This window comes from Caulobacter sp. KR2-114, from assembly GCF_049446115.1.
GTDB lineage: Bacteria > Pseudomonadota > Alphaproteobacteria > Caulobacterales > Caulobacteraceae > Acaudatibacter.
This window is the reverse complement of record NZ_JBMSEC010000002.1, coordinates 1,279,661-1,303,486: the sequence shown is the minus strand read 5'-3', so window position 1 is coordinate 1,303,486 and position 23,826 is coordinate 1,279,661. Positions and strand designations below refer to the sequence as shown.

General features: G+C 71.7%; 24 protein-coding genes. 7 read left to right on the top strand and 17 right to left on the bottom strand.

The features are described from left to right. The first annotated feature begins 74 nt into the window (after positions 1–74). Both ACO2Q3_RS12460 and ACO2Q3_RS12455 read left to right on the top strand, forming a co-directional pair. Positions 75–680, top strand: coding sequence for a hypothetical protein (locus tag ACO2Q3_RS12460; RefSeq protein WP_423306911.1), 606 nt, complete (start codon positions 75–77; stop codon positions 678–680). A gap of 63 nt (positions 681–743) precedes the next feature. Then, positions 744–1,664, top strand: coding sequence for a DoxX family protein (locus tag ACO2Q3_RS12455; RefSeq protein ID WP_423306910.1), 921 nt, complete (start codon positions 744–746; stop codon positions 1,662–1,664). A gap of 171 nt (positions 1,665–1,835) precedes the next feature. On the opposite strand, the gene ACO2Q3_RS12450 is transcribed toward ACO2Q3_RS12455, so the two are convergent. Then, positions 1,836–2,369, bottom strand: a complete 534-nt coding sequence (locus ACO2Q3_RS12450) for a hypothetical protein (protein WP_423306909.1) — start codon at positions 2,367–2,369, stop codon at positions 1,836–1,838. Between the two features lie 74 nt (positions 2,370–2,443). Next, positions 2,444–2,980, bottom strand: coding sequence for a DUF1003 domain-containing protein (locus ACO2Q3_RS12445; RefSeq protein ID WP_423306908.1), 537 nt, complete (start codon positions 2,978–2,980; stop codon positions 2,444–2,446). Positions 2,981–3,205: 225 nt separating this feature from the next. On the opposite strand from ACO2Q3_RS12445, the gene ACO2Q3_RS12440 reads away from it, so the two are divergent. The 3 genes from ACO2Q3_RS12440 to ACO2Q3_RS12430 all read left to right on the top strand — a co-directional run bounded on the left by ACO2Q3_RS12440 (position 3,206) and on the right by ACO2Q3_RS12430 (position 5,359). Further along, complete coding sequence (locus ACO2Q3_RS12440) at positions 3,206–3,796, top strand: hypothetical protein (protein WP_423306907.1); 591 nt, start codon at positions 3,206–3,208, stop codon at positions 3,794–3,796. Between the two features lie 82 nt (positions 3,797–3,878). Continuing rightward, entirely contained in the window at positions 3,879–4,343 is a 465-nt protein-coding gene (locus ACO2Q3_RS12435; protein ID WP_423306906.1) for a DUF3291 domain-containing protein, read from the top strand. A gap of 476 nt (positions 4,344–4,819) precedes the next feature. Next, entirely contained in the window at positions 4,820–5,359 is a 540-nt protein-coding gene (locus ACO2Q3_RS12430; RefSeq protein ID WP_423306905.1) for a DnaJ domain-containing protein, read from the top strand. A gap of 45 nt (positions 5,360–5,404) precedes the next feature. On the opposite strand, the gene ACO2Q3_RS12425 is transcribed toward ACO2Q3_RS12430, so the two are convergent. From ACO2Q3_RS12425 to ACO2Q3_RS12365, 13 genes are all read right to left on the bottom strand, one after another. Next, on the bottom strand, positions 5,405–7,000 hold the full coding sequence (locus ACO2Q3_RS12425; RefSeq protein WP_423306904.1) for an AMP-binding protein: 1,596 nt from the start codon (positions 6,998–7,000) through the stop codon (positions 5,405–5,407). Continuing rightward, positions 6,997–7,665: a TetR/AcrR family transcriptional regulator gene (locus tag ACO2Q3_RS12420; RefSeq protein WP_423306903.1), complete on the bottom strand. Its 669-nt coding sequence runs from the start codon at positions 7,663–7,665 to the stop codon at positions 6,997–6,999. The genes ACO2Q3_RS12425 and ACO2Q3_RS12420 overlap by 4 nt, the downstream gene beginning before the upstream one ends. Before the next feature lie 46 nt (positions 7,666–7,711). Next, entirely contained in the window at positions 7,712–9,256 is a 1,545-nt protein-coding gene (locus tag ACO2Q3_RS12415) for a bifunctional 3-(3-hydroxy-phenyl)propionate/3-hydroxycinnamic acid hydroxylase (protein ID WP_423306902.1), read from the bottom strand. Continuing rightward, complete coding sequence (locus ACO2Q3_RS12410) at positions 9,253–10,110, bottom strand: fumarylacetoacetate hydrolase family protein (RefSeq protein WP_423306901.1); 858 nt, start codon at positions 10,108–10,110, stop codon at positions 9,253–9,255. Before ACO2Q3_RS12410 ends, ACO2Q3_RS12415 begins: the two co-directional genes overlap by 4 nt. A 16-nt stretch (positions 10,111–10,126) precedes the next feature. Continuing rightward, complete coding sequence (locus tag ACO2Q3_RS12405) at positions 10,127–11,053, bottom strand: VOC family protein (RefSeq protein ID WP_423306900.1); 927 nt, start codon at positions 11,051–11,053, stop codon at positions 10,127–10,129. A 281-nt stretch (positions 11,054–11,334) separates the two neighbouring features. Next, complete coding sequence (locus ACO2Q3_RS12400; RefSeq protein WP_423306899.1) at positions 11,335–11,889, bottom strand: hypothetical protein; 555 nt, start codon at positions 11,887–11,889, stop codon at positions 11,335–11,337. 102 nt (positions 11,890–11,991) lie between these two features. Then, a complete protein-coding gene (atzF, locus tag ACO2Q3_RS12395) occupies positions 11,992–13,776 on the bottom strand; it encodes an allophanate hydrolase (RefSeq protein WP_423306898.1) in 1,785 nt (594 codons plus the stop codon). Positions 13,777–14,031: 255 nt separating this feature from the next. Further along, a complete protein-coding gene (locus ACO2Q3_RS12390; RefSeq protein WP_423306897.1) occupies positions 14,032–16,365 on the bottom strand; it encodes a TonB-dependent receptor in 2,334 nt (777 codons plus the stop codon). Positions 16,366–16,752: 387 nt separating this feature from the next. Next, positions 16,753–17,247, bottom strand: coding sequence for a VOC family protein (locus ACO2Q3_RS12385; protein ID WP_423306896.1), 495 nt, complete (start codon positions 17,245–17,247; stop codon positions 16,753–16,755). A gap of 55 nt (positions 17,248–17,302) precedes the next feature. Continuing rightward, positions 17,303–17,893, bottom strand: coding sequence for a flavin reductase family protein (locus ACO2Q3_RS12380; protein ID WP_423306895.1), 591 nt, complete (start codon positions 17,891–17,893; stop codon positions 17,303–17,305). A gap of 28 nt (positions 17,894–17,921) precedes the next feature. Next, positions 17,922–19,331 carry an amidohydrolase family protein gene (locus tag ACO2Q3_RS12375; RefSeq protein WP_423306894.1) on the bottom strand — a complete coding sequence of 470 codons (1,410 nt, stop codon included), beginning with the start codon at positions 19,329–19,331 and terminating at the stop codon, positions 17,922–17,924. Next, complete coding sequence (locus ACO2Q3_RS12370) at positions 19,328–20,692, bottom strand: CynX/NimT family MFS transporter (RefSeq protein WP_423306893.1); 1,365 nt, start codon at positions 20,690–20,692, stop codon at positions 19,328–19,330. Before ACO2Q3_RS12370 ends, ACO2Q3_RS12375 begins: the two co-directional genes overlap by 4 nt. Next, complete coding sequence (locus tag ACO2Q3_RS12365) at positions 20,689–20,922, bottom strand: hypothetical protein (RefSeq protein WP_423306892.1); 234 nt, start codon at positions 20,920–20,922, stop codon at positions 20,689–20,691. The genes ACO2Q3_RS12370 and ACO2Q3_RS12365 overlap by 4 nt, the downstream gene beginning before the upstream one ends. Positions 20,923–21,175: 253 nt before the next feature. Here ACO2Q3_RS12365 and ACO2Q3_RS12360 point away from each other — a divergent pair, with 253 nt between their 5' ends. Both ACO2Q3_RS12360 and ACO2Q3_RS12355 read left to right on the top strand, forming a co-directional pair. Continuing rightward, positions 21,176–21,700, top strand: a complete 525-nt coding sequence (locus ACO2Q3_RS12360; protein WP_423306891.1) for a glycine cleavage system protein R — start codon at positions 21,176–21,178, stop codon at positions 21,698–21,700. Between the two features lie 240 nt (positions 21,701–21,940). Next, complete coding sequence (locus ACO2Q3_RS12355; RefSeq protein ID WP_423306890.1) at positions 21,941–22,300, top strand: endonuclease domain-containing protein; 360 nt, start codon at positions 21,941–21,943, stop codon at positions 22,298–22,300. Positions 22,301–22,481: 181 nt separating this feature from the next. On the opposite strand, the gene ACO2Q3_RS12350 is transcribed toward ACO2Q3_RS12355, so the two are convergent. Together ACO2Q3_RS12350 and ACO2Q3_RS12345 are read right to left on the bottom strand one after the other, a co-directional pair. Continuing rightward, the gene (locus ACO2Q3_RS12350; RefSeq protein WP_423306889.1) at positions 22,482–23,120 is read right to left on the bottom strand and encodes a hypothetical protein; all 639 of its coding nucleotides are present in this window, start codon (positions 23,118–23,120) and stop codon (positions 22,482–22,484) included. A gap of 236 nt (positions 23,121–23,356) precedes the next feature. After that, positions 23,357–23,818: a hypothetical protein gene (locus ACO2Q3_RS12345; protein WP_423306888.1), complete on the bottom strand. Its 462-nt coding sequence runs from the start codon at positions 23,816–23,818 to the stop codon at positions 23,357–23,359. Positions 23,819–23,826 lie beyond the last annotated feature (8 nt).

Sequence of the window (23,826 nt, the reverse complement as noted above, 5' to 3'; positions counted from 1 at the left end):
GGCGGTGGAGGGGGCCGCCGCCGCCGCCGTGCGGCGATCTTGCCGCCCGGCCTCGATGGAGGCAGGCTGGCGCGATGAGCGCCGCCAATGCCGCCCTGTTCCGCGAGCCCCAGGTGCGAGGGGCCTATCTGGCCGCCCGCGGCTTTTCGGTGCAGGGGCGGCGCAGCGGCGGGCTGAAGGACCCGGTGGTGGTCGACCTCGCGGCCGGGCAGGTGCTGCTCCGGACCTACCGCGACCCGGCCCGGTGGCTGGGCGACTGGTGGACCACCCCGCACGAGATGCAGACGGTGATCGACTATTTCGGCCGCGGCGGGCCGGCGTTCGGCGAGGGGCGCAACATCGGCAAGGGCATCCTGCAGGCGACCCTGGCGGTGCGCTGGGACTGGGACGGCAACGACGCGGGGCATCTGGGCCTGGTCACCGCCGTGCGGCTGACCACCCCGCTGAAGGCCTTCTACGGCGAAGGCGACGTCGCCCCCAACGACGCCCAGACCCATACGCTGAAGCCCGTGGCGATCTTCGTCGGCGGCCGCCAGCGGGGCGTACGCCAGGTGTTCATCCCCTCGGCCCGGACCTATTCCGCCAGCTTCCGCATCGCCGAACGCGATGGCCACAGCGACAGCGACCTGGTGCGCATGGCCCGGCAGTACGACCAGGGCCCCGCGCCGTTCGAGCGGTAGGGCCGCGCCGCCCAGGCGGCCGCGACGATTGACGGCGCGCCCCCGCCGGGCGCTTGTGCGGCGATGAGCGCCACCCGCCATCACCCGGTCCTGGATCAGGTCTCGCGCCTCGTGCTGGCGGCGCTGTTCCTGGCGGCCGGGGCGCTGCACCTGGCGGCGCCGGGCGGCTTCGTGCGGATCATGCCGCCGGCTATCCCGTGGCCGCGCGAGGTGGTGCTTTTCACCGGCGCCTGCGAGATCGCCGGCGCGGCTGGGCTCCTGCTGCCCCGCACCCGGCGGCTGGCGGGGATACTGCTGGCCGCCTATTGCGTCTGCGTGTTCCCGGCCAACCTGTACCACGCCTTCGGGCGGGTGCATGCGCCGCCGCTGCCCGACAGCTGGTGGTACCACGGCCCGCGGCTGGCGTTTCAGCCGGTGCTGGTCTGGTGGTCGCTGCTGGCCGGCGGCGTCGTGCGCTGGCCGCCGATGCCGGTGACGATCGAGGCCGCCGACCTGCCGGCGGGGGCGCTGCTGGGCCGCTATGCGGGGCAGGGGGGCTATGCCGACTGCCTGGTGGTCCGGGTTCCCGGCCACGTCACCCAGGCGGCCTTCGTCGAGGCCTTCTACACCACGGCCCTGTTCAAGCTGGAGCGGCTGGTCCTGGCGGTGCTGCTGGCGCGCCCCTCCAGCGACGCGCAGGCGCGGCGGCTGGCGGCCGGGCAGGCCGAGCGGTTCGCCGCCTGGACGGTTGAGGCGCGCACGGCCGACCAGATCCTGCTCTGCGACTTCCTGGGGGCGTCGCGCTCGTGGCTGATGAGCGCGCCGGCCGCCGCCGCCGGCGACGCGTCGGCCACCACCCTGCGGTTCGGCACGGCGCTGGTCCCGCGCCGGGGCGCTCCTGGCCTCGGCCTCGGCTTTCGCGCCCTGGTCCCCTTCCACCGGGTGTACGCCCCGGCCCTGCTGCGCGCGGCGGTGCGGCGGCTGGCGGCGGCGCGGACGACCTGACGTAGGCGAGGCGCCGACCTCAGGCCGCGGACCAGTCCATGGCCCGCAGCCGCGACGCCGGCGTCGGGCGGCGGATGATCGCCCTGCTGCTCGAGGGACTGCGCGCGCCGTCGCCTGCCGGAGATCCCCCCTGGATCACGCCGCCTTTGAATGGACCCGGAGGGGGCGAGCCTAGGGGGCGACCTTGAAGCCGTCTGCGGGCGAGACCCAGATCACCGTCTGGTCCATCGCGGGCTGGGCGACGCCGTCGATCGACGCCTTGGCGATCATCGCATCGCCGTCCGGGACGTAGGCGGTGCAGATCTCGTGACCGAAGACGCCCTGCTGCGCCGCCGTCATCTTCTGCCTGAGCATCGTCGCCTGGGCGGGCGTCGCCGGCGCGCCGGCGATCTCGAACGTGGCCGACTGGATGTCTTCGGGGCGAATGAAGCCGCAGACCTGGCCCGCCTTGACCGTCACCGGCGTCGTCGTCCGCATGGTGACCACGGGCGAGGGCGAGATCAGCACCGTGGAGGGATTGTCGATCCCGCCGCCCGGCGCTGGCGCATAGCTGGCCAGCGACTGGCACGATCGGGCGGCGCGGTTGGGAGCGTAGCATTGCAGCCGTCCCTCGGCCGCCGGGGCGATCGGGGGCGGCAACGCCGCGGCGCTCACCGATGTCGACGCCATGGCCCAGGCGATGGCTGCCAGTCCCGATCGTCGCATTCGAATCTCCCTGCCCAGGCGCCGCGCGCCCCGCCTGAAGAAGCACAGGCCCGGACGGCTCGCCACCTGCGACTTCAGACCTCGGTCGGCGCCTTGGGCGGGGTCAGGCCGTGGGCCTCGAGGTGCCGGGACAGCACCGCGATCGCCTCGGTCAGGGCCAGCACCTCCTTCTCGCGCAGCTCGTCGATCTTCTGGTGCAGCAGCTCGATCTCCAGCTCGGCCTTGACGTTGACCTGGTGGTCGGTCTCGGCCGCCATCCGGTCGATGTCCTGCTGGCGGTTCTGCGCCATCATGATGAAGGGCGCCGCATAGGCCGCCTGGAACGACAGCGCCAGGTTCAAGAGGATGAAGGGATAGGGGTCCCAGTGGTTGATCCAGGCGGTGACGTTGGCGGCGATCCAGAAGGCCAGGATGGTGGTCTGGACGATGATGAACGGCCACGAGCCCATGGTCGCCGCCACCGCGTCGGCGATCTTCTGGCCCGTGGTCAGCTCGGGGGTCGCGCGCCCCTCCGTCGCCCGTCGCAGGCCGCGGCGGATCAGGCGCAGTTCCTTCAGCAGGTTCACTTCATGCGCGTGGAGCTCGTGCTGCATCTTCTCGAGATCTTGCATGGCCGGTCCTGGATGGCGTGCGCCGACGCCACCCCTGCGCCGGCGGCGGCCGACTCTCCCGTGGTCCTGGCCGCGAAGCCGATGATAGCGCGTCCGGGCGCCGCGCGAAGGGTCGAAGGCCGGGATGCGGGCTCCAGCGGAGAGCCGCCGGCGGTCCGCCGGGGAACGGCCAGGCTCGGCAACGGTTGTGTCATCAGGCTCACCTTTGCAACGAAGGCCTCCCCGATGCGCCGCCTCACCGTCTCCGCCCTCGGCGCCCTGGCCCTGCTGGCGCCGGGCCTGACCCACGCCGATCCGCAGCAGCCTCGGCCGCAGCCGCTGCAGCCGCCGGACGTGGCCGGCCAGGCCAGCGCCGGCATCGCCGCCGCCGCGCCGATGCACGACATGAACCTGATGAGCCAGAAGATCCCGCCGCTGCTGATTGCGGTGATGGCCGATCCCTACGCCCGCCCCGCCTCGCTCGACTGCGCCGCCCTGGCCTCGCAGGTCAGCGCCCTCAACGTCGCGCTGGGTGACGACTTCGACGCCGTGGTCCAGGAGGACACCAGCCGGGACGCCCGCCGCGCGCGCACCGCCCGGGAGGGGCTGCACGCCGGCTCCGAGGCCCTGCTGCCGTTCTCCGGCTTCGTGCGCAAGCTGTCGGGCGCCGAGCAGCACGACAAGCTGGTGCTCGACGCGATCATGTCCGGCGACGCGCGCCGCGCCTATCTGAAGGGGCTTGGCGAAGCGCGCGGCTGCGGCGGCCCCGCCACGCCCATGCACCTGACACACGGCTTCGACGGCCGCAGCGATTTCGAGCGCTCGGCGGAACGCTAGCTCCGGATCGGCGGCAGCGGCGCTTGCTAGCTTGGCTTGCGGGCGCGCGGTGCTAGGGTCGGCCCGCAACCCGGAGGGCCGCATGCATCTGGCGGAAGTGAACATCGGGCGGGTGCTGGGCGGCCCGGACGACCCGCGGATGGCGGACTTCTACGGCAACCTGGCGCGGGTCAACGCCCTGGCCGAGCGGATGCCGGGCTTCGTCTGGCGGCTGCAGGACGACACTGGCGACAGCGCCATGGCGCTGCACTGGCCGGGCGACCCGACCATGAGCGTCAACATGTCGGTGTGGGAGAGCGCCGAGGCGCTGGGCCGGTTCGTGTTCCAGACCGTCCACCGCAACATCTATGCCCGCAAGCACGACTTCTTCGAGGCGCCGGACCGCCCCAGCTTCGTGCTGTGGTGGGTCGAGCCCGGCCACATCCCCACCCTGGACGAGGCCAAGGCCCGTCTCGATCACTACCGCGCCCACGGCCCCAGCGAGCAGGCGTTCGGCTGGGCCGACCTGGACGAGGCCAAGGCCTGGCTGGAGCGCCGCTGCGCCTGACGGCCCTGATCCACCTCTGCCACAGGGAGAGGGAGGGGCCCATGGCGCAGCCATGGGAGGGTGAGGGGCCACCACCTCTCCGCCTTGTTGCCGATGTCGCCCTGGCCGTCATGGAGGCGTTGCGGGTCGCCCGTCCGTGAGTTCGCCGGAACGGCGTAGCCCCTCACCCTCCCAACCGCTGCGCGGTCGGGCCCCTCCCTCTCCCGATGGGAGAGGTGTTTCGGTATCGCCCCCCGCCTCAGCGCAGCGCGAATTCGGCGATCTCGCCCAGCGCCTCGGCGGCCCCCGGGAACAGACCCCGCCGCAGTTGCGCGCCCTGGCGGCGCGGATGAACGTGTGAGGTCGACCGCCGCCGGCCGGACGGCGCGGGTTGCGGCGCTGGGCGCGAAGGTGCGGATTTGGCTTGCGTCCTGGTTGCACCTGCGCCGCGTTCCGTAGAATACTGCCAGGCTGCTACCGCGGATGGAGCCGATCGTTTGAGTTTCGTCGATTACTACGAAGTGCTGGAAATCAGCCCGAACGCCAATTCGGAGACGATCGAGCGCGTTTTCCGCTATCTGGCTCAGCGATATCACCCGGACAACCCGGATACAGGGGACAGATCGCGCTTCGAGCTGGTGCTCGACGCCAACAATACTTTGAAGGATCCCGCCAAGCGGGCGCGATACGACCTCGAACACCGCGACCATGCGCGCCTGCGCCTGCAGTTGATCGAGGAAGCTGGCGACCGCGAGGGCATCGACCACGATGTGCTGATCCAGAACCGGCTGCTGTCGCTGTTCTACGTCAAGTGCCGCAAGAACATCCGCGACCCGGGGATCGGCGACGCGGAGCTGTCCGACCTGCTCGACTGCCCGCCCGAGCACCTGGACTTCCATCTCTGGTACCTGAAGGAAAAGCGCTGGATCTCGCGGCGCGAGGACGGGCTGCTGGCGATCACCATCGACGGTGTCGACCGCGCCAGCAGCCAGGTCCAACCCCTGACCGCCAACCGCCTGCTGACCGAGAACGGCTGAACGGGGGCCCTGACCTGAACGCGGGGGGCAGACGCCGGCGCCCGCCTACCCCTCCGCGGCCAGCATCGCCCGCAGCTCGGCCTTGGCGACCTTTTCCAGGGTGGCGCGGGGCAGGGCGTCGACCAGGCGGATCAGGTGGGGGCGCTTGAAGCCGGCCAGGGCGTCGTCGCAGGCGGCGGCGATCCGCTCGGCCAGGTCCTCGGCGTGGCCGGGCAGGGGGATGACGAAGGCGGCGGGCGCCTCGTCCAGCATCGGGTGGCGCATGGCGACCACCGCCACCTCCGACACCCCGGGCACGGCGGCGATCACCCGCTCGATCTCAGAGGCGGCGACGTTCTCGCCGCCGACCTTGAGCATGTCCTTGACCCGGTCGGCAAAATACAGATAGCCGTCCTCGCCCACGCGCACCCGGTCGCCGGTAATGAACAGGCCGTCGGCGGTATAGGCGGCCGCGGTGGCGGCCGGATCGCCGGCGTACTCCAGGAACAGCGACACGCCCGGCAGGCCGCGCACATAGAGATCGCCGACCCCGCCGGGGGCCACCGGGGCGCCGGCGGCGTCCAGCACATGGATCTCGTAGCCGGGGGCCGGGCGGCCCATCGACATCGGCGCGTCGCGGCGGTGCGCGCTGCCCACCACCCCGTGGGTGATGGTCTCGGTCATGCCCCACCAGCCGATGGTCTTGACCCGGAAGTGGCGGTCCCAGCCCGGCTCGCAGATCCCGTTGCCCCAGAAGCGGTAGCCGTGCCGCTCGGGCACGGGCTGGCTCATCAGCGCCTTGGCGCAGAACGGCACCATCGAGCTCCAGGTGGCGCCGTGCTTCAGCGACACCGGCCAGAACCGCGAGGCCGAGAAGCGCGGTTGCAGCACCACCGTCGCCCCCGCCCACAGCGCCGCCAGCACGGAATAGGCCTGGGCGTTGGTGTGGAACATCGGCAGGTGGGTCAGGTGGACGTCGTCGGGGCCCAGATCCTCGTGCTGGGCGCACATCCGTCCGCCCCACAGGGCGTTGGCGTGCGTCCACAGCACCGCCTTGGGCCGCGCCGTGGTGCCGGAGGTGTACTGGATGGCGAACGGCGCCCACGGGTCGTGCGGTCGGTCGGGCAGGGTGGCCGGGTCGGCGTCGATCGCCGCCACCGGCTCGAACGCCGCGGCGAAGGGGGCCGGCGGCTCGCCGTTGTCGTCGGCCGTCACGGCGCGCCACGGCAGGTCCGGCGCGGCGGCGGCCAGCAGGTCGGCGAACCTCGGCTGGGTGATCGCCCCCACGGCGCCCGAGTGGCTGGCGAAATAGGCCAGCTCGTCGCGCGCCGAGCGGGCGTTGGTGGTCACCGCCACCGCCCCGGCGTAGGCGCAGCCCAGCCAGGCGATCACCGAGTGGGGGCAGTTGTCGAGATGCACCAGCACCCGCTCGCCCGGCTTCACCCCGCGGGCGACCAGGCCGGCGGCGAACCGGCGCAGGGTGTCGGCGAACCGGGCGTAGCTCCAGGTCTCGCCTTCGCCCGCCTCGTCGTCCCTGGCAAACGGCTCCCAGATCAGGAACGGATGGTCGCCGCGGCGGGCGGCCTGCTCGTCCACCAGGCTGCGGATATCCATGCCCTCGAACGGGGTCAGCGGGCGGGGGCTCAGCGGGCGGGGGCTCATGCGGCGGCTCCGGCGGGGGAAGGTTGGGCGAAGGCGCCGCGCCGGACGATCTCGTCGGCGGCCTCCGCGGCCAGCTGGTCGGCCTGCGGCGAGGCCAGGCCCAGGCCGCGCAGCAGCATCGTCCCCAGGTCCTGGGCCAGCCGGGCGGCGGGCTCGGGCTGCGGCTCGACGGCCACGCGCACCATGGTGATCTGCGCCAGGCCCAGCACGAACAGCACGCCGGCGTCGACGTCGGGCACGGTGAAGCGGCCGGCGGCCAGGCCCTGCTCGATGTCGGCCCTGAGGCCGCGGTTCAGCGGCGAGCCCAGTGCCGCGTGGCCGCCGTGCAGCCGCACCAGCAGCCGCGTGCGCTCCGGTTCGTCGACGGCGTAGCGCAGGTAGGTGCAGACCGCGCGGATCATCCGTCGCCCGGGGTCGGTCTCGGCGGCGTTGACCCTGGCGACGGCCGCCTCGACGCCGGCGCGGATCTCGCCGGAGAGCGCCGCCACCAGCCCCTCGCGCCCCTCGAAGTGGTTGTAGAAGCTGCCCTTTCCGACGCCGGCGGCCTGCACCATGTCGTCCACGGTCACCGCGTCCACCGGCCGCTCGGCCAGCAGCCGCCGCGCCGCGCCCAGCAGGGCGGCGCGGGTGCGCTCGGCGCGGGGGTTGGGCCGGGACTCGCTCATGCCGCGTTCCTGGCCGGCCGCGCGCGATTGTGCAAGCGCGCTGTGATCACAGTTGGGGGGCTGGCTCGGGCGCGGCCAGCATCCGGGCCCAGGCGAGCACCAGATCTGACGGCGCGCCCGTCCCGAACACATGCCGGTCCGGGCGGACCAGCACCGCCTCGGCCTCGTGCGCATCCAGCCATGTCGAGAGCTCGGCGCGGAACGGCGCCAGAGCTTCACCGTCCAGCCTCAGGGCCAGAGCTTCACCGTCCAGCCTCAGGGCCAGAACGCCGGTCGGCGCCGGGATCTGCGCCTCGCGGCTGATCAGCCAGGCGGCGTTTGGGGCCAACGCCTCCAGCACATCGTCCAGGCGCAGCCCGTCCGAGACCGGCTGCGGGAACAGCTCCCCGGCTCCTGGCGCGCCGGCCATCACGCAGCCCGCCGCCATGGGCGCGGGCCGCAGCGGCGGCAGGGGCGGGGCGCCGGCGTCCAGCCGCGCCAGCATCTGGGCGTCGCGTTCGGCGGCGGCGGTGGGGTCCAGGGTGCAGACCATCCGGCCCATGCCGATGGCCAGCTCGATATAGCCGCGCACGTTGGGCTCGCGCTCGGCCTGGTAGCTGTCCAGCAGGGCCGGTCCGGCCGCGCCGCGCAGCACCGCCGCCAGCTTCCAGGCCAGGTTGGCCGCGTCGCGCAGGCCCGAGCACATGCCCTGGCCGGCGAAGGGCGGCGTCTGGTGCGCGGAGTCCCCGGCCAGCAGCACGCGGCCGTCGCGCCAGCGGTCGGCGACCAGGCCGTGGAAGCGGTACACCGCCATGCGCTCCAGGGTCACCGGCCCGCAGTCCCAGGGAGCGATCAGCGCCTGCACCACTGCCTCGTCCAGCATCGCCTCCGGGGTCTCTCCCGGCAGCAGCATGAATTCCCAGCGGTGGCGGCCGGGGCCGCCCAGCACGCAGGTGGTGGGGCGCCTCGGATCGCAGACCTGCAGGTTGACCTCCGGCAGGCGCGCGCCAGGTTCGGCGTGCACGTCGACCACCAGCCAGGGCTCGTCGAACTGGTAGTCGCTGAGCCGCCCGCCGATCGCCTCGCGCACCGCGCTGGACGCGCCGTCGCAGCCGATCAGCCAGCGGGCCCGCACCGTCGCCGCGCCGTCCGGCCCGGCCAGGTCGGCGCTCACGCCCTCGGCGTCCTGCGCCAGGCCGGTCAGCGTCACGCCCAGCCGCACGTCGGCCAGGGGCGAGGCGGCCAGCATCTCGCGCAGCGCCGTCTCCAGGCTGGGCTGGTGGAACATGTAGCCCGAGGCCCAGCCCGACGGCGTCGCCGGCGCCGGCGGCAGCCGCATCAGCAGCCGGCCCTCGCCGTTGCGGAACTCGTAGGCCGGCACGGGGCGCGCCTGGCGGCCCACCGCCTCGGCGACGCCCAGCTGCTGGAACAGGCGCATGATCTCGTGGTCGAAGTGCACCGCGCGCGGCATCGGATAGACGCGCGTGTCGCGGTCGACGGCGATCACCCGCACCCCCTGGCGCACCAGCAGCGCGGCCAGGGCCGCGCCCACCGGTCCCAGGCCGACCACCAGCACGTCGGCGTCGAAAGCGCCGTCCGCCACGGCGCTCACGGCTCGGCCTGGCAGGGGTTGTCGAGCGCGCCCAGGCCCTCGATCTCCACCCGCACCCGGTCGCCGTCCTTCAGGAAGCGCATCGGCTTCATCGCCGCGCCGATCCCGCCGGGGGTGCCGGTGAAGATCAGGTCGCCCGGCTCCAGGGTCATGGCCTGGCTCAGATGCTCGATCTGCGCCCACAGGTCGAACACCAGATGCCGGGTGTTGGAGTGCTGGCGCGTCTCGCCGTTGACCTGGCAGCGGATCTCCAGCGCGTGCGGGTCGGCGACCTCGTCGGCGGTGGTGATCCACGGGCCGAACGGGGCGTGGGTGTCGAACGACTTGCCCACCACCCACTGCGGCGTGCGGTGCTGCCAGGCCCGCTCGGTGGCGTCGTTGCCGCAGCAGTAGCCGAACACCGCCGCGGGCGCCTCGGCCCGGCCGATGTGCCGCCCGCCGGCGCCGACCACCGCCACCAGCTCGGCCTCGTAGTCCAGCGCCTGCGACACGCGCGGCACCTGGATGGCGTCGTACGGCCCGTTGGCCGCGGAGGAGACCTTGCAGAACCACACCTGGTGCTCGGGCGTGCCCAGCCCGCTCTCGGCGATGTGGTCGGCGTAGTTCAGGCCGATGGCCATGATCTTGCCCGGCCGGCGGATCGGCGCCTTCAGCCGCACCCCATCCAGCGGCAGGGCGCCGGCGCCGGCCTGGGCGACGCGGCGCACCTCGCCCTCCACCTGCGGCCAGGCGGCGATCAGGGCGGTCATCTCGCCGGGCAGCCCCGGCGCGGCCGCGTTCAGCGGGACGATGGTCTGGCCGGTCACCACGCCCAGCTGGGCGCCGGCGCCGGCGTCGAAGGTCGCGAGTTTCATCGGGTGTGTCTCCGGCTCAGCCCATGGTCGGCGGGGCGGCCGGGCCCCACTGCACGCCCAGCAGGTCCTGCAGGGTGGCGACGTTGGAGCCATCGGCGGCGGTGAACAGGTCGCCGTCGGTCCAGTGCTCCAGGGTGTGGCCCCACGGGTCGCGCCAATAGTCGAACACCTGGCTGCCCAGGATATGCCGGCCGACGCCCCATTCGGCGTGGCGCCCGGCGTCCTGCAGCCGCTGGTGGCCCAGCATCAGGTCGTCCAGGTCGGCCACCTCGAAGGCGGCGTGGTTGAAGCCGGGGCCCTTTGGGCTCTGGATCAGGAACAGGGTGTGGTGGTCGGTGGGCGCCGCGCCGCGGTCGCAGCGCAGGAAGGCCCCCAGGGCGAACTCCGGCGTCAGGCGGATCTCGTCGGAGGTGATGAAGCCGAAGCGGTCCTTGTACCAGGCCTCGGCGGCGCGGAAGTCGGAGACGTTCAGCACCACATGGCCCAGCCGCGCCACGTGCGCCGGGCCGGCCGCCACCCGCTTGGTGGCGCGCAGCCTGGGGTGCGCGCCGATGCGGTTCCAGGCCTGCGCCTGGGGCAGCGGCAGGGGCGCCGCCTCGGCCTGGCCCGCGACCACCTCGACGACGTGGCCATCGGGATCGCGCAGGCGCGCCACCTGGCCGCCGCCGGGCAGGTCAAGCGGCTCGACCGACACGCCCTCGGCCGCGGCCAGGGTCTCGAGGTCGGCCAGCGAGGCCGCCCGCAGGGCCAGGCTCGCGAACCCCGGCTCGCCCGGTTCGGTCACGTGCGCCACCGGCGCCGCGCCGGCCCCGCGCGCCACCAGCCGCCGCTCGCCGGCCTCGACCACCGCCAGCCCGAAGTCCTCCAGGAAGCCCTGCATGGCCCCCAGGTCCGGCGCCCGGAAGCGCACATAGGCCACGTCCTCGACCCTGATGATCGCCACGCCGTCCTCCCTTAGTTGACGATTTGGTCAAGTTGTAGCGGTGAGGCGGGTGTGAGGCAAGCGAGTTGACGAAAACGTCAGATGAGCGGCTGGAGCGGCGTAACCCCTCACCCTCCCAACCGCTCCGCGGTCGGGCCCCTCCCTCTCCCTATGGGAGAGGTGTTTTTTCTATAATTTCAGAGGGATGTGGAACTGAAGCCGCCACCCAAATGCACCTCTCCCACAGGGAGAGGGAGGGGCCCATGGCGCAGCCATGGGAGGGTGAGGGGTTCCGCCGCCGCCTAGCCGAACGCCGCCTTGTCGCCAGGCGCGGCGGCGCGGGCGCGGTCGGCGAAGCCCTGGTAGACGGCCGACAGGCTGGCGGCGGGGTCGCCGCCCAGGCGCTTGGCGATCCGCGGCCAGGTGACGAGGCTGATCTGGAAGTCCGGATCGCCGACCACCAGCATCGGTCCCCTGTCGCCATCGGACCACTGATAGGCGCCGCCGAACTCGCGCCGCGCGACTTCCAGGACGTAGCAGCCGAAGGCCTGCACCACTTCGCGCTTGCGCTCGTCGGTGAGGGGCGGGGCGTGGGCGGCGGCTTCGGCGAGCATGTCGTCGACGATGCGCAGGCTTTCGGGCGTGAAGTTCAGCACGCTGTTCGGCCGCTGCCGCGCCGCCTCCGCCGCCAGTTCGGCGAGCCGTCTGGCCTGCGCCTGATAGTCGGCAGCCGAAGGCCCTGCCGGCGGATAGGCGGGAAGCTGGACGGTGGCGGTCGGCTCGGCCGCGCGCGCTCCCCAGGCCAGGCCCAGCGCGCCCAGGCCGCCGAGAACCAGGAACTGGCGTCGTGCGAACATGGCTTCAGCCCATGCGCCCATTGCTGTGTCCATTCAATGGCTTTCGCCGTAACACGACCGACATCATCCAGGCGCTGGCGCCGCGGTCAGGGGAAGGGGGGCCTACAGCCCCGCGATGTACGCGCGCCAGCCGCCCAGGTGGGTGATGTCGGCGGCGCCGTCGAGGGCGCGGGGTTCGGCGACGAAGCCCTTGACCAGCGCGCCGTCGGCCAGGGTCACCGTGCCGATCGCCAGCGGCGGCGGCACCTCGGCGACGAAGCTGCCGAAGTGGGCGACGTCCAGTTCATAGACCTCCACCTCGATGGCCGCGCCGCCGTCGCCGACGTGCACGAGCGCCGGTTTGGGCGGGGTGCTCTCGGCCATGGCGTACAGGCGATAGGCCGGGGCGGTGGTGGTGCGCGCCACCAGGGTGGCGTCGCGCGAGGTCAGCTGCCAGTGCAGCGGCATGGCGGCCAGGTGCGCGCCGACCACGGCCAGGCGGATGCGGGCCGGGGCGCCGGCCAGGTCGAGGGGCGGGGTGTCGGGCATGGGGGCGATCTCCTCGTAGCGGCGGGCCAGCGCCAGCAGGGCCTCGTCGGCCCAGGCCGGGCCGATCAGGGTCACGCCGAAGCCGGTGGCGTTGTCGCGAAAGCCGGCGGGCACGGCGACCGCGCTCATGTCCAGCAGGTTGACGAAGTTGGTGTAGAGGCCGAGGCCGGCGTTGAGGGCGAAGGGCTCGGCCTTCACCTCGCGGATCCGCCAGGTGGTGGCCGCCGTGGGCAGCAGCAGCACGTCGACGGCGTCCCAGATGGCCTCGGCCTGCCGGGCGAAGCCGCGCAGCTGGTATTCGGCGCGGAACGCCTCGACGGCGGTGAGGGCAAGGCCGCCCTGCAGGATGGCGCGCACGGTGGGCTCGATGGCGGCGGGCCTGTCGCGCAGCAGGTCTTCCACCGCCGCGGTGCGCTCGGCCACCCAGGCGCCCTGGTAGAGCAGGTCGGCGGCGGCGCGCAGCGGCGCGATGTCGACGACCACCGCCTCGCCGCCGGCGGCCTGCAGCCGGCGCACGGCGGCGTCGTAGAGGCCGGGGGACTGCAGATCGCCCAGCCAATTCAGCTGCTCCGGCCGCGCCACGCCGAAGCGGAAACGCGCGCCGACCGGCGCCGGGACCTCGGCCGGGGCGCGGCGGGAATAGGGATCGGCCGCGTCGAAGCCGGCGACCGCCCGGTCCACCGCCAGGGCCTCGTCGGCCGTGCCGGCGAAGACGGTGATGCAGTCCAGGGTGCGGCAGGCGGGAACCAGGCCGCGCGTGCTCCAGCGGCCCTTGCTGGGCTTGAAGCCGACCAGGTGGTTGAAGGCCGCCGGCACGCGGCCGGAGCCCGCGGTGTCCGTGCCCAGCGCGAACGCCGCCAGGCCGGCGGCCACCGCCACCGCCGATCCGGACGACGAGCCGCCGGAGACGTAGTCGCGGTTATAGACGGCCCCCGGCGCGCCATAGGGGCTGCGCGCGCCCACCAGGCCGGTGGCGAACTGGTCGAGGTTGGTCTTGCCCAGCACCACCGCGCCGGCGTCGATCAGCCGCTGGACCACCGGCGCGGTCTCGGCCGGCCGGTAGGCGAAGGCCGGGCAGGCGGCCGTGGTGGCCAGGCCGGCCACATCGATGTTGTCCTTCACCGCGAATGGAACCCCCGCCAGCGGCAGGGTCTCGCCCGCCGCGATGCGGGCGTCGACGGCGCGGGCCGCGGCCAGCACCGCCTCGGCCGGCGCGCGGGAGATCCATACCGCCGGCTGGATGCGGTCATAGGCGGCGATGCGGTCCAGCGCCTCGCGCGCCACCGCCTCTGCGCTGCGGCGACGCGCGCTCACCTCGGCGGCGATGTCGATCAGGTTCAGGCGGGCGAAGTCGGTCATGAGCGTCGGGCTTTACGCGGCGATGGCGGAACCCCTCACCCTCCCACGCCCCTTGCGTTCGCAAGGCCCGCGGGCCCCTCCCTCTCCCTGTGGGAGAGGTGAGGAAGGCGGCGAAGCTGTGGCTCTAAACGCCTGTCTCAAAAAACAAAACACCTCTCCCGTTGGGAGAGGGAGGGGCCCATGGCGCAGCCATGGGAAGGTGAGGGGCTCCGTCCTCGCCGCGCGCGGCTGCGAAAACGGAACCCCCCGAAAGACCTACCACTTGTAGGCCACGGTGCCGATCACCTGGCGCGGCGGGATGTACTGGTCGCTGGTCTGGAACACGCCGTAGGGGTCGGTGTAGCGCGAGTTGATGCCCGCCTTGTCGCCGACGTTGGTCACGGCCAGCTGGAACTTGATGTGGTCGTTACCCTTGGGCACGTACTCGAAGTTCAGGTTGACGATGGTGTAGGCCGGCACGCGGTCCAGGCCGGGTTCGTTGAAGAACCGGGCCCATTCCTTGCCGCGGTAGACCAGCTCGGCGCGCGGGGTGAAGTCGCCGCCGAACATGTCGAAGCGGTAGGAGGCCGAGATCGAGCCGGAGACGTTCGGCATCGCCGGCGCCTCGTGGCCCTTCAGGTCGATGGCCGCCGCCTCAACCGCCGCCCAGCAGGCGGGGTTGCCGTAGGCCCCGTAGAACGAGCAGGGACCGAAGAACGGCTGCGAATTGGCGCCCGTGAAGTTCGGGCCTTCCAGCGAGTCCGCGACCGTGGAGTCGATCGACTTGTAGTGGCTGGAGACCGTGCCCTTCTCAAGCGCCAGGCTGGCGTCGAGGTGGAAGCGGCCTTCCATGCCCACATACGAGGCTTCGAATTCGGCGCCGTAGTCGTGCACTTCCGGGATGTTGGCGATGCCGCCGTCGAACGGCACCGGGTCGGTCTCGATGTACTGGAAGTTCTTGTGGATATAGTAGAACGCCGTCGCGTTCAGCCGCAGGGCGTGGTCGAAGAAGGTGTTCTTCGAGCCGATCTCGAACGAGGTGTTGGTCTCCGGCTTGAACACGGTCGGGATGACCTGCTGGTTGTAGCTGCCGTTGACGCCGCCCGGCTTGTAGCCCTTCGACACGCTGCCGTAGACCATGTTGGTCGGCGTCACGTCGTACTCGGCCACGGCGCGCCAGGTGGGCACCACGTCCCAGGACTTGTTCTCGACGTGGCTGGTGCCGAAGGCCGAGAAGTTGAAGCTCGGGTCCTTGTTGTAGTCGGCGTTGACCCGCACCCCGGCCGTCAGGCGGAAGCGGTCGGAGACGTGGTAGGTGCCCTGCGCGAAGCCGGCGTAGGACTGGTGCACCGCGTGGCTGTCGTTGCCGTAGCTGAGGTTGGACGGCGGGCTGGATTCTATGTTGGACGGGATGGTCAGCACCGGCGGCGGCGCGAAGGCGCCGTATTCGGCGACGAACTGGTGGCTGCGCTGGTTCAGGTAGAAGCCGCCGACCACCCAGTCGAGCTTGCCGCCCGGCTTGGACACCAGGTCGATTTCCTGGGTGAAGTTGCCGACCCAGGTGTTCCAGGCGGCGATGTGGTCATAGCGGCCGAGGATGGCGTAGGTCGAGCGGTCGCCGTCCTCCTGCTGCACGTGGTCCAGCACCTGGTAGGCGGTGACCGAGCGCACCTGGAACCACGGCAGATCCCACTGGGCGTTGACGTGGTACAGCTGGGTGTTCAGCTGGAAGTGGCCCGGATAGTCCTGCGACACGGCCCGCGGATCGGGGTTCGGGTCGAGGATGTTCTTCTGCGCGTCGCCGGCCTGGCTGGAGTGGTACCACTGGCCGGTGAAGGTGACCTGGAAGTCGTCGCGCGGCTTCCACAGCAGCGCCGCCTTGCCGCTGACGTCGTGCGCCGCGTCCAGGTAGAAGCCGGGGATCGCCACGTCGCGGGTGAAGCCCGAATGGTCGAACTTCTGCACCGACAGGCGCGCGGCGAACTGGTCGCCCAGCGGGATGTTGACCTCGGCGCGCTCGCGGAACAGGCCGTAGGTGCCGGCGCTGAAGTCGCCCGAGGCGTCGAAGGTGTGCAGCTTGGGCTGCTTGGTGTTGAGGATGATCGCCCCGCCGATCGAGCTCTGGCCGTACAGGGCGCCCTGCGGGCCGCGCAGCACCTCGATCTGGTCCACGTCGAACAGCGACTGGTCCAGCGAGACGGTGTTGGCGATGTAGACCCCGTCCATGAAGAACGAGACGCCCGGCGTGGTGGTCAGCGAGTTCTCCGGCGTGGCCGAGCCGACGCCGCGGATGGTGACCAGGTTCTCGAAGCCCGAGGCCTTGGTGATCTCCAGGCTGGGGACCACTGCGTTCAGGCCGGAGATGTTCATCGTCGCCGACTTGTCCAGCGCCGCGGAGGTCACCGCCGTCACCGCCAGGGCCGACTTCTGGATGTCGACGCTGCGGCGCTCGGCCGTGACCACGATCTGTTCGACCGTGCTGTCGTTGGCCGCGGTGGCGGCGGCGGCCGCGTCGGCGGCGTGGGCCAGGCCGGGGGCGGCCGCGCCCGCGGCCAGGAGATAGGTGGACGCGATCAGCTTGTGTCGCAGGCGCAGCTTAGAAGGTCTCATGTCCCCAACTTCTTCTTCTTTCGGCGACTTGCCGAGGTGAACCAAAAACGCGTCCGGTCTCTATCCGGCCTGGGCCGTCGGCGCCCCCCTGCAGCAAGCCGCCGGCGCGCATCCCTGGCCATTTGCCCGGAATTTAGTCACCGAACGGTCAAGATTGTCAAATCGTGTCGAGAAGAGGCGCGAGACATTTCACACGATGTGTGACATTTTCAGCGCAATTTGCAGCCTGGAATTGTCATCAGGCGGCGCGGACCCTGTGAAGGTGTAAATTTCACTCACAATGTGCGGGGTCTTACTAAACGGACATGTTCCGTTCAGCGGAATATACTTGGAATAACGCCCCCTGAACTGAAAATCCAGGGGGCGCTTGCTGTCAGGCCGAGGATCTCAGGCGGAGGCCTTGGCCTTGCCCCAGACTTCCCGGGCCTTTTCGTAGACGCCCTGGTCGAACGAGTATTCGACCGTGTTGCCGTCAGGGTCTCTCAGAAAACACAGGTATCCGATCGCCTTGGGCATCTGCACCGGTCCGAACGCCAGGCAGCCTTCCGCCTTGCCGCGCTCGGCCATCTCGTCGACGGCTTCCTTGCTGGGCAGCTCCATGCCGATGTGGGCGAACGGGCCCATGGGGTGGTGCGGCGCCGGGGCGAACGGGTCGTGCCCCTCGTAGAACTGGCCCAGCACCAGGATGAACGGCGAGTCGGCCTGGGTGTCGTCGCCCAGCCAGGCGTTCTTGCCGTCGTTGTCCTCGCCGCGGGTCAGCAGCTTCAGGTGCGTGTGGCGCTCGTACCAGGCGATCGAGGCGTCGATGTCCTTCACGCACAGCGCGATGTGGGTCCAGGTCGAGCGGCGGGGGCCGACAGAGTGGGCGGGAGCGGTGGCCATGGCTAGGTCCTCTGGAGCTTCGGGGTGGTGAGTGCGGCGTTCCTGGCGGCCATGGTCAGGCTCCCAGCTTCGGGAAGGCGCCGCGGTGGTAGAGCAGGGGCGTGGGGGCCGGGTCGACGTGCGCGCCGACCCCGCGGCCGATGATCACCAGGTGATCGCCGGCGGTGTGGATGTCCTGCACCTGGCAGTCGACGAACACTGGCGCTGCCTTCAGCTGCGGCGCGCCGCCCTCGGCGTGGCCCCAGTCGAAGGCGGTGAAGCGGTCGGTCAGCGGGTCGGTGGCGAAGCGCATCGCCATGCCGTGGCTGTCGCTGCACAGGATGTTGACGCCGAACACCCGCGTGCGCTCCAGCGCCCGGCGGATCGGGTTGTTCAGGTCCAGGCAGATCAGCAGCAGCGGCGGATCCAGCGAGACCGAGCAGAAGGCGTTGATCGTCGAGCCGACCGGCTCGGGGCGGCCCAGCGGCCGCGCGCCGCCCTCTACGTCCGCCCCGAGGGCGTCGCCGACGTCGTCCCAGGTGGTGACGATGGTCACGCCGGTGGGGAAGCAGCCCATGGCCTGGCGCCACTCGGCGGGCGTGGGCGCGCGGGCGGGGGCGGTCGGCGACGCGGGTTCGGGGCGGAGGCTCACGGTGGTCTCGATCATCAAAGCACCGCCATCACAGCATTGGCCATCACAGCACCGGCCAGCTGGTGCGGTTGGGCAGGCCGGTGCGGGCGATCACGCCCAGACCCGCCTGGCGCGCGTCGGCCAGCAACTTGTCTTCGTCCAGGCGGGTCGAGCACCCGGCGTCCAGCAGCTGGACCCCGTCCACCCACACGCTGTGCACCCCGTGCGGCGGCGCGCTCATCGCCAGCTGCGCGGGGGCGTCGAACACCGGGCCCCATTCGGGCAGGTCGGTGTCGTGCAGCACCAGGTCGGCCTTCTTGCCGGCTTCCAGCGAGCCGATCAGTCCGTCCAGCCCCATGCCGACGGCGCCGTTGAGGGTGGCCATCTCCAGCATCAGGCCCGGCGGGAACAGGTCCTGGTCCACGCGCGCGTCGCGGAACACGCTGCCCATCAGCCGCGCCGACGACAGGATGTCGGCGGCCACGCCGTCGGTGCCCAGCATGACGTTGACCCCGGCGTCGATCATCTCCGGATAGAGGCCGATGCGCGACAGGCCAAAGCCGCCCTGGAAGGCTGCGTGGGCGCAATGGATGGCGTGCACGCCGTTGCGCTTCAGCGCCTCGACCTCGCCCATGGAGACGTCGGCCAGGTGGGTCAGGCAGACGTTCGGCCCCAGGGCGCCGATCGCCTCCAGGTGTTCGACCGGGCGCTTGCCGGTGTTGGCCAGGTACCACTCGGGGTCGCCGGCGCGCGGGCTCATGTGCGCCGAGACGCGGATGCCGTGCTGATCGGCCAGCGCCTTGGCGGCCTGCCAGACGGCGTCGGTGTTGGTGGAATGGCCGACCAGCACCGGCCAGGCGGCCAGCAGGGCCTCGCCCGCCTGGTCCGGATAGCGCTCGACCTCGCTCTGCAGCACGGCGATCGCCTCGGCCTCGGCATTGGGGCCATAGCGGCCCTCCACCCATTCGCCGACGCGCCCGCGGATGCCGGTGGCGGCCAGGCCCTCCATCGTGGCGTCCAGGTGGCTGACGGTGCCGGCCTCCATGAAGGTGGTCGTGCCGTAGCGGATCATGGCCAGGGCGGCGCACTGGGCGGCCAGCGCCTCGTCCTGCGGCGTCTGGGTGCGGAAGATCGGGATCACCCACTTCATCAGCTTGTCGGACCAGTTGTCGTCCGGGCCGCCGCGGGCGAAGCCGCGGGTGATGGGATCGCCGGTGATGTGGATATGGCCGTCGACGAAGCCGGGGGTGGCGACGAAGCGCCGGCCGTCCAGGGTGCGCGCGGCGTCCACCGACCGCTCCAGGTCGGCGCGCTTTCCCACCGCGACGATGCGGTCGCCGGCGATGGCGATGGCGCCGTCGAGGATCACCTCGCGCCGCGCGTTGAGGGTCAGCACGGTGGCGCCGGCGATCAGCAGGTCGGCGCGGATCCAGGCGGGCGCCTGCGCCGGGTTGGGGATCAAGGTCTCGCTCACGCTTGGGACTCCGGCACGACGGCGGCATCGATCGCCGCGGCGGCCTCGTGGCGCGGCGGCTTCAGGAACAGGGTCAGGACCAGCATCACCGCGGTGATCCCGGCGCAGGCCCAGAACACCTCGGAAAAGCCGCCCAGCACGTCGCGCACGTGGCCACCATAGGCCGGGCCCAGCGCCGCGGCCGTCGAGAGCAGGCACATGATCGAATAGAGCTCCAGGTACGGCCGCGGCCCGAAATAGCGCAGCAGCAGCATGGTCGAGGCGACGAACGACAGGCCGAAGCCGACCCCCAGGCCCAGGGCGAACACCGACATCATCCAGAAGCCGCGCGCCTCGGCCAGGCCGATCATGCCCACCGTTGTGCCGATCAGCGCCACCAGCAGCAGGGTCTTGGGCGGGGCCTTCTCGCCCACCAGGCCGCCGATCGACGACACCGCCGCCCCGATCAGCGCCTCCACCGAGAACATCGCCGCGGCGGCGGTCTTGGAGACGCCGCGTTCGATCAGGTGCTCGATGGCGAAGCCGTGCGCGGTGGTGTTGATCAGCAGATAGGTCGTGTAGGCCCCGACGATCACATAGTACTGCGGCGACAGCAGCGCGCGGCGCACGGCCGGCGTGCTCATCTCGCGGAACATCTTCGTCGGGCCCAGCTGCTCGGGCGGCTCGTCCTCGTGCGGCGCCTCGCCGCCGCGCCCGGGCGTGGTCAGCACGGCCATCACCCCGCTCGCCACCGCCGCGGCGGCGAACACCAGCCAGTAGCCGCGCCAGCCGTGGGTGACGGCGTTGACCACCACATACACCTGCGGGCCGGCCACGCCGCCCAGGGCGCCGATGGTGAAATAGGTCCCCAGCACCGTCGAGCGGCGCTTGAAGAGGCCGGTCAGCACGTGCGAGCCCGGCACCGTGCTCACCAGGGCGAAGGCCAGGCCGATCAGGGTGGTGCCCGCCAGGTAGCTGGTCACCGAATGGGTGGTCGCCTCCAGCCAGAAGCCGCCCACCAGCACCAGGGCGCCGATGCCCACCGTGGCGCGCACGCCGATCGAGCGGATCAGCACCGCCGGCACGACGCTGGCGAAGCCGCAGGCGACGCCCAGCACGGTGAAGCCGATGCCGGCCTCCTGCCAGGTCCAGTTCATCTCCTTGACCATCGACGGCAGCACCACGCCGATCGACGAGAACGCCCCGGCCGACACCACGAAGAAGATCAGCGACAGGGCCGCGAACGCCGCCCAGCGGTTGCGGATCACCGGCTGCGCCGCCCGTGGGACCACGCGCAGGGTGCGCCCGGAGTTGGCGACCGCGGCTTCGGCCGTGGGGGCGAGCGGGGCGCCGTCGCCCGTGTCCTGCGCCGCCACGCTCACTGGGCCATCGCCGCAAGCACAGCGCGGCAGGTGATCCCCGCGCCGGCCAGCGATCCCGCCGGCGGCGTCAGGCAACCGGCCATCGCCAAACCGCCGAAAGCTTCGGCATTACAGAAGACATCTTTGGAAATGCTCGAAACATCCAGGCAAAGCCGCGCGCCGGTCGCGTGAACGGCCGCCTCGTTGGCAATGGCCGCCGCGCCAATACTCTCCCAGCACGCCACTTTCATCTCACCGCCCGCTGTTCCGATGAGCGGAACACTGTTTCGAAATTTCAGTTAGTCTTTCCCTCGGGCGCGCTGGTGTCAAGCCGGGCCGGCCCCGCCATCGGCGAAATCGCGCCCCTGTGACCGCGGCGGATCGCACGGGGAGGGGGCGGGCCGCGGTCGGCCTGTCACCGCCTGGCGCATGGCCTCCGTCGCCGGCGCGTAATATCAATGCCCGCTCCTGGCCCGGCGCGGCCCGCAACGGCGAGATCTTCCCATGGCCCACTTCGTCCTCAGCGTGGTCGGCAGCGACCGGCCCGGGCTGACCCAGGCGCTGGCGGCGGCGGTGCTGTCGGCCGGCGGCAACTGGCTGGAGAGCCATCTCAGCCGGCTGGGCGGGCTCTACGTCGGCTCGGTGCTGGTGGACCTGGCCGCCGAGGACGTCGAGGGGCTGCGCGCGGCGGTCGGCGCGGTGGACGCCCACGGGCTGCAGGTGCGCATCGCCCCCGCCCTGGACGTCGCCGCCGCGCCCGCCGAGGGCGAGGCGCTGCAGTTCAGCCTGGTCGGCCAGGACCGGCCGGGCATCGTCAACCAGGTCACCGCCGTGCTGAGCGGCCTGGGCGCCAACATCGAGAGCTTCCGCACCTGGATCAGCGCCGAGGCCCACTCCGGCGCGCCGCTGTTCAACATGCACGCCCAGCTGCGCCTCCCGCCCGGCCTGTCGGTGGACCGAGCCCAGGCGGCGCTGGAGGCGATCTCCGCCGAGGTGATGGTCGACGTCTCCCTGGCGCCGGCGGCCTGAGGGCGCCCGGCGGCTGGCGGAACCCCTCACCCTCCCAACCGCTCCGCGGTCGGGCCCCTCCCTCTCCCTATGGGAGAGGTATTTTTTCCTCGTGGTTTCAGGCATTTAAGGGGCCGCGCAGCTCCCTCGATCCACCTCTCCCACAGGGAGAGGGAGGGGCCCATGGCGATAGCCATGGGAGGGTGAGGGGTTAAGATGTTTCTGCTTTGTTCCGGGTGCAATCGCGCATAAGCTGCGTCCATGCCGCGCGCCAACCTCAAGCCGCGAACCCGGCGCGCCCGCGCCCTGCGCCGCAGCGCCACCGATGCGGAGCGCAAGGTCTGGTCGGCGCTGTGCAACCGACAGCTGGAGGGCTTCAAGTTCCGGCGGCAGGTCCCCGTGGGGCGCTACGTCGCCGACTTTGCCTGCCGTGAGGCGCGGCTGATCGTCGAGCTCGACGGCAGCCACCATGAGGCCCAGGCGGTCTACGACGCCGCACGCACGCGCGATCTGGAAGCGGCCGGGTGGCAGGTGCTGCGCTTCGACAACGCGGGAGCGCTGCTGGAGACGGACGGCCTCGTGCTGGCGATCCTGGAGGTATTGCGGATCGCTCGTCCGTGAGGGGGCGGCGGGCGGCGTAACCCCTCACCCTCCCATGGCTGCGCCATGGGCCCCTCCCTCTCCCTTTGGGAGAGGTGTTCGAAGAGCGGCCGAAGTGTCCCCCTCTCCCAGAGGGAGAGGGAGGGGCCCGACCGCGGAGCGGTTGGGAGGGTGAGGGGTTACGGGCCCCGCCGGCGGAACCTCAGGCGACGGCCTGCAGGTCGGCGGCGGTGGTGGCGGGGCTTTTGCCGAGGGCGGCGGCCCAGTCCCAGTCCTTGGCGATCCACGAGATCGGCGTCATGTTCGGGCCGCTGAACACCTGCGGCCAGGCGTTCTTCACGTTGCTGTCCCAGCCCGGCTTCATGGCGTACAGCGAATAGCACCACGCCAGGATGACGATGCGGTTGGCGGCCAGCTGGGTCCGGATCTCCTGGGTCAGCAGTTCGACCGTGTCGTGCGCCCCGTTGCCGACGTCGCGCACCACGATGTTGCAGCCCTTCAGCGACACCTGCAGCCGGTCGGCCACCTTCTGGTCGTCGGCCGGGTTGATGGCGCTGTCGCCGGGATCGCGCTTGATGAACTTGCCGGTCTTGGTGTCGACCTGGGTGCCCAGCTGGTCGCCGTGGCGGCCGGCCAGCACGGCGAAGTTGCGCTGCCCCTTCTTGAACAGGTCGACGACGATCTCCTGCCAGGAGCCGTCGCCGGTGAAGTTCACCGCCGCATAGACATCGCCGACGATCACCCACGGGCAGTCGTCGAAGGACCACTCGCCGGCGTTGAGCTTGTCCCAGACGTTCTTCGGCGTCAGGGTCGTGGTGGACTTGATGTATTTCGCGGCCATTGGAGTCTTCCCTCCCTCATCAGGACTTCAGGCGAAGCGCCTGTCACTGGGACGACCCGCGCGAGCCCTGCAAAGGCCCGCGCCGCCCCCTGCGAACGCCAATTCCGGTACGGCGACAGGCCAGCATATCGCCCGGGCGCAGGCAACCGCCGCGGCCGACATTTCGCCGTCCGGGGCGGATAAATCGACCCGCCGGACGGGCCTCGCCTTGCGCGGGGCGTCCCCTTGGGGGGGCGTCAGATCTCCCCGTGATCGCGCAGCGCCGCGGCCTCGGGGCTCAGCGGCGCGGCGCGGGGCAGGGCGGCCAGCACCTGGCGGGCGGTGGCCAGGTCGCGCAGGGTGACGGTGAGGTGGGCGCGGGCGGTGCGGAACTCCAGCGCCGGGCCGAGCAGGCCCCGGGCCAGCCGCACGCCGGTCAGCTGGTCGTAGGTCCAGCGGTCGGTCTTCAGCACCTTGAAGGCCAGGCCCTGGGCGTCCAGCGACAGCTTCGGCCCCAGGCTGTTGTGCGCCCGCCCGCCCAGCATGCCGCCCCGGATCTCCGCCGCCAGGATCGGCACGACGATCACCCCGTCGGCGCCGACGCTCACCCCCTGGCCGGGCGGCGCCAGCCGGTCGCGCTGCCAGCGCAGGAAACCGAAGGCCAGGACGCCGGTGACGGCGAGCGCCAGCAGCAGGGGGAGGGTGGCGAAGGCGCTCATCCGTCGAC

Bases quoted from the DNA above. Each gene is read 5' to 3' on its own strand.
- ACO2Q3_RS12450 (WP_423306909.1), bottom strand. From the start codon at position 2,369: ATGCGACGATCGGGACTGGCAGCCATCGCCTGGGCCATGGCGTCGACA.
- ACO2Q3_RS12365 (WP_423306892.1), bottom strand. From the start codon at position 20,922: ATGAAAGTGGCGTGCTGGGAGAGTATTGGCGCGGCGGCCATTGCCAAC.
- ACO2Q3_RS12435 (WP_423306906.1), top strand. From the start codon at position 3,879: ATGCATCTGGCGGAAGTGAACATCGGGCGGGTGCTGGGCGGCCCGGAC.
- ACO2Q3_RS12355 (WP_423306890.1), top strand. From the start codon at position 21,941: ATGCCGCGCGCCAACCTCAAGCCGCGAACCCGGCGCGCCCGCGCCCTG.
- ACO2Q3_RS12440 (WP_423306907.1), top strand. From the start codon at position 3,206: ATGCGCCGCCTCACCGTCTCCGCCCTCGGCGCCCTGGCCCTGCTGGCG.
- ACO2Q3_RS12410 (WP_423306901.1), bottom strand. From the start codon at position 10,110: ATGAAACTCGCGACCTTCGACGCCGGCGCCGGCGCCCAGCTGGGCGTG.
- atzF (WP_423306898.1), bottom strand. From the start codon at position 13,776: ATGACCGACTTCGCCCGCCTGAACCTGATCGACATCGCCGCCGAGGTG.
- ACO2Q3_RS12460 (WP_423306911.1), top strand. From the start codon at position 75: ATGAGCGCCGCCAATGCCGCCCTGTTCCGCGAGCCCCAGGTGCGAGGG.
- ACO2Q3_RS12400 (WP_423306899.1), bottom strand. From the start codon at position 11,889: ATGTTCGCACGACGCCAGTTCCTGGTTCTCGGCGGCCTGGGCGCGCTG.
- ACO2Q3_RS12345 (WP_423306888.1), bottom strand. From the start codon at position 23,818: ATGAGCGCCTTCGCCACCCTCCCCCTGCTGCTGGCGCTCGCCGTCACC.
- ACO2Q3_RS12420 (WP_423306903.1), bottom strand. From the start codon at position 7,665: ATGAGCGAGTCCCGGCCCAACCCCCGCGCCGAGCGCACCCGCGCCGCC.
- ACO2Q3_RS12385 (WP_423306896.1), bottom strand. From the start codon at position 17,247: ATGGCCACCGCTCCCGCCCACTCTGTCGGCCCCCGCCGCTCGACCTGG.
- ACO2Q3_RS12380 (WP_423306895.1), bottom strand. From the start codon at position 17,893: ATGATCGAGACCACCGTGAGCCTCCGCCCCGAACCCGCGTCGCCGACC.
- ACO2Q3_RS12455 (WP_423306910.1), top strand. From the start codon at position 744: ATGAGCGCCACCCGCCATCACCCGGTCCTGGATCAGGTCTCGCGCCTC.
- ACO2Q3_RS12390 (WP_423306897.1), bottom strand. From the start codon at position 16,365: ATGAGACCTTCTAAGCTGCGCCTGCGACACAAGCTGATCGCGTCCACC.
- ACO2Q3_RS12360 (WP_423306891.1), top strand. From the start codon at position 21,176: ATGGCCCACTTCGTCCTCAGCGTGGTCGGCAGCGACCGGCCCGGGCTG.
- ACO2Q3_RS12445 (WP_423306908.1), bottom strand. From the start codon at position 2,980: ATGCAAGATCTCGAGAAGATGCAGCACGAGCTCCACGCGCATGAAGTG.
- ACO2Q3_RS12350 (WP_423306889.1), bottom strand. From the start codon at position 23,120: ATGGCCGCGAAATACATCAAGTCCACCACGACCCTGACGCCGAAGAAC.
- ACO2Q3_RS12425 (WP_423306904.1), bottom strand. From the start codon at position 7,000: ATGAGCCCCCGCCCGCTGAGCCCCCGCCCGCTGACCCCGTTCGAGGGC.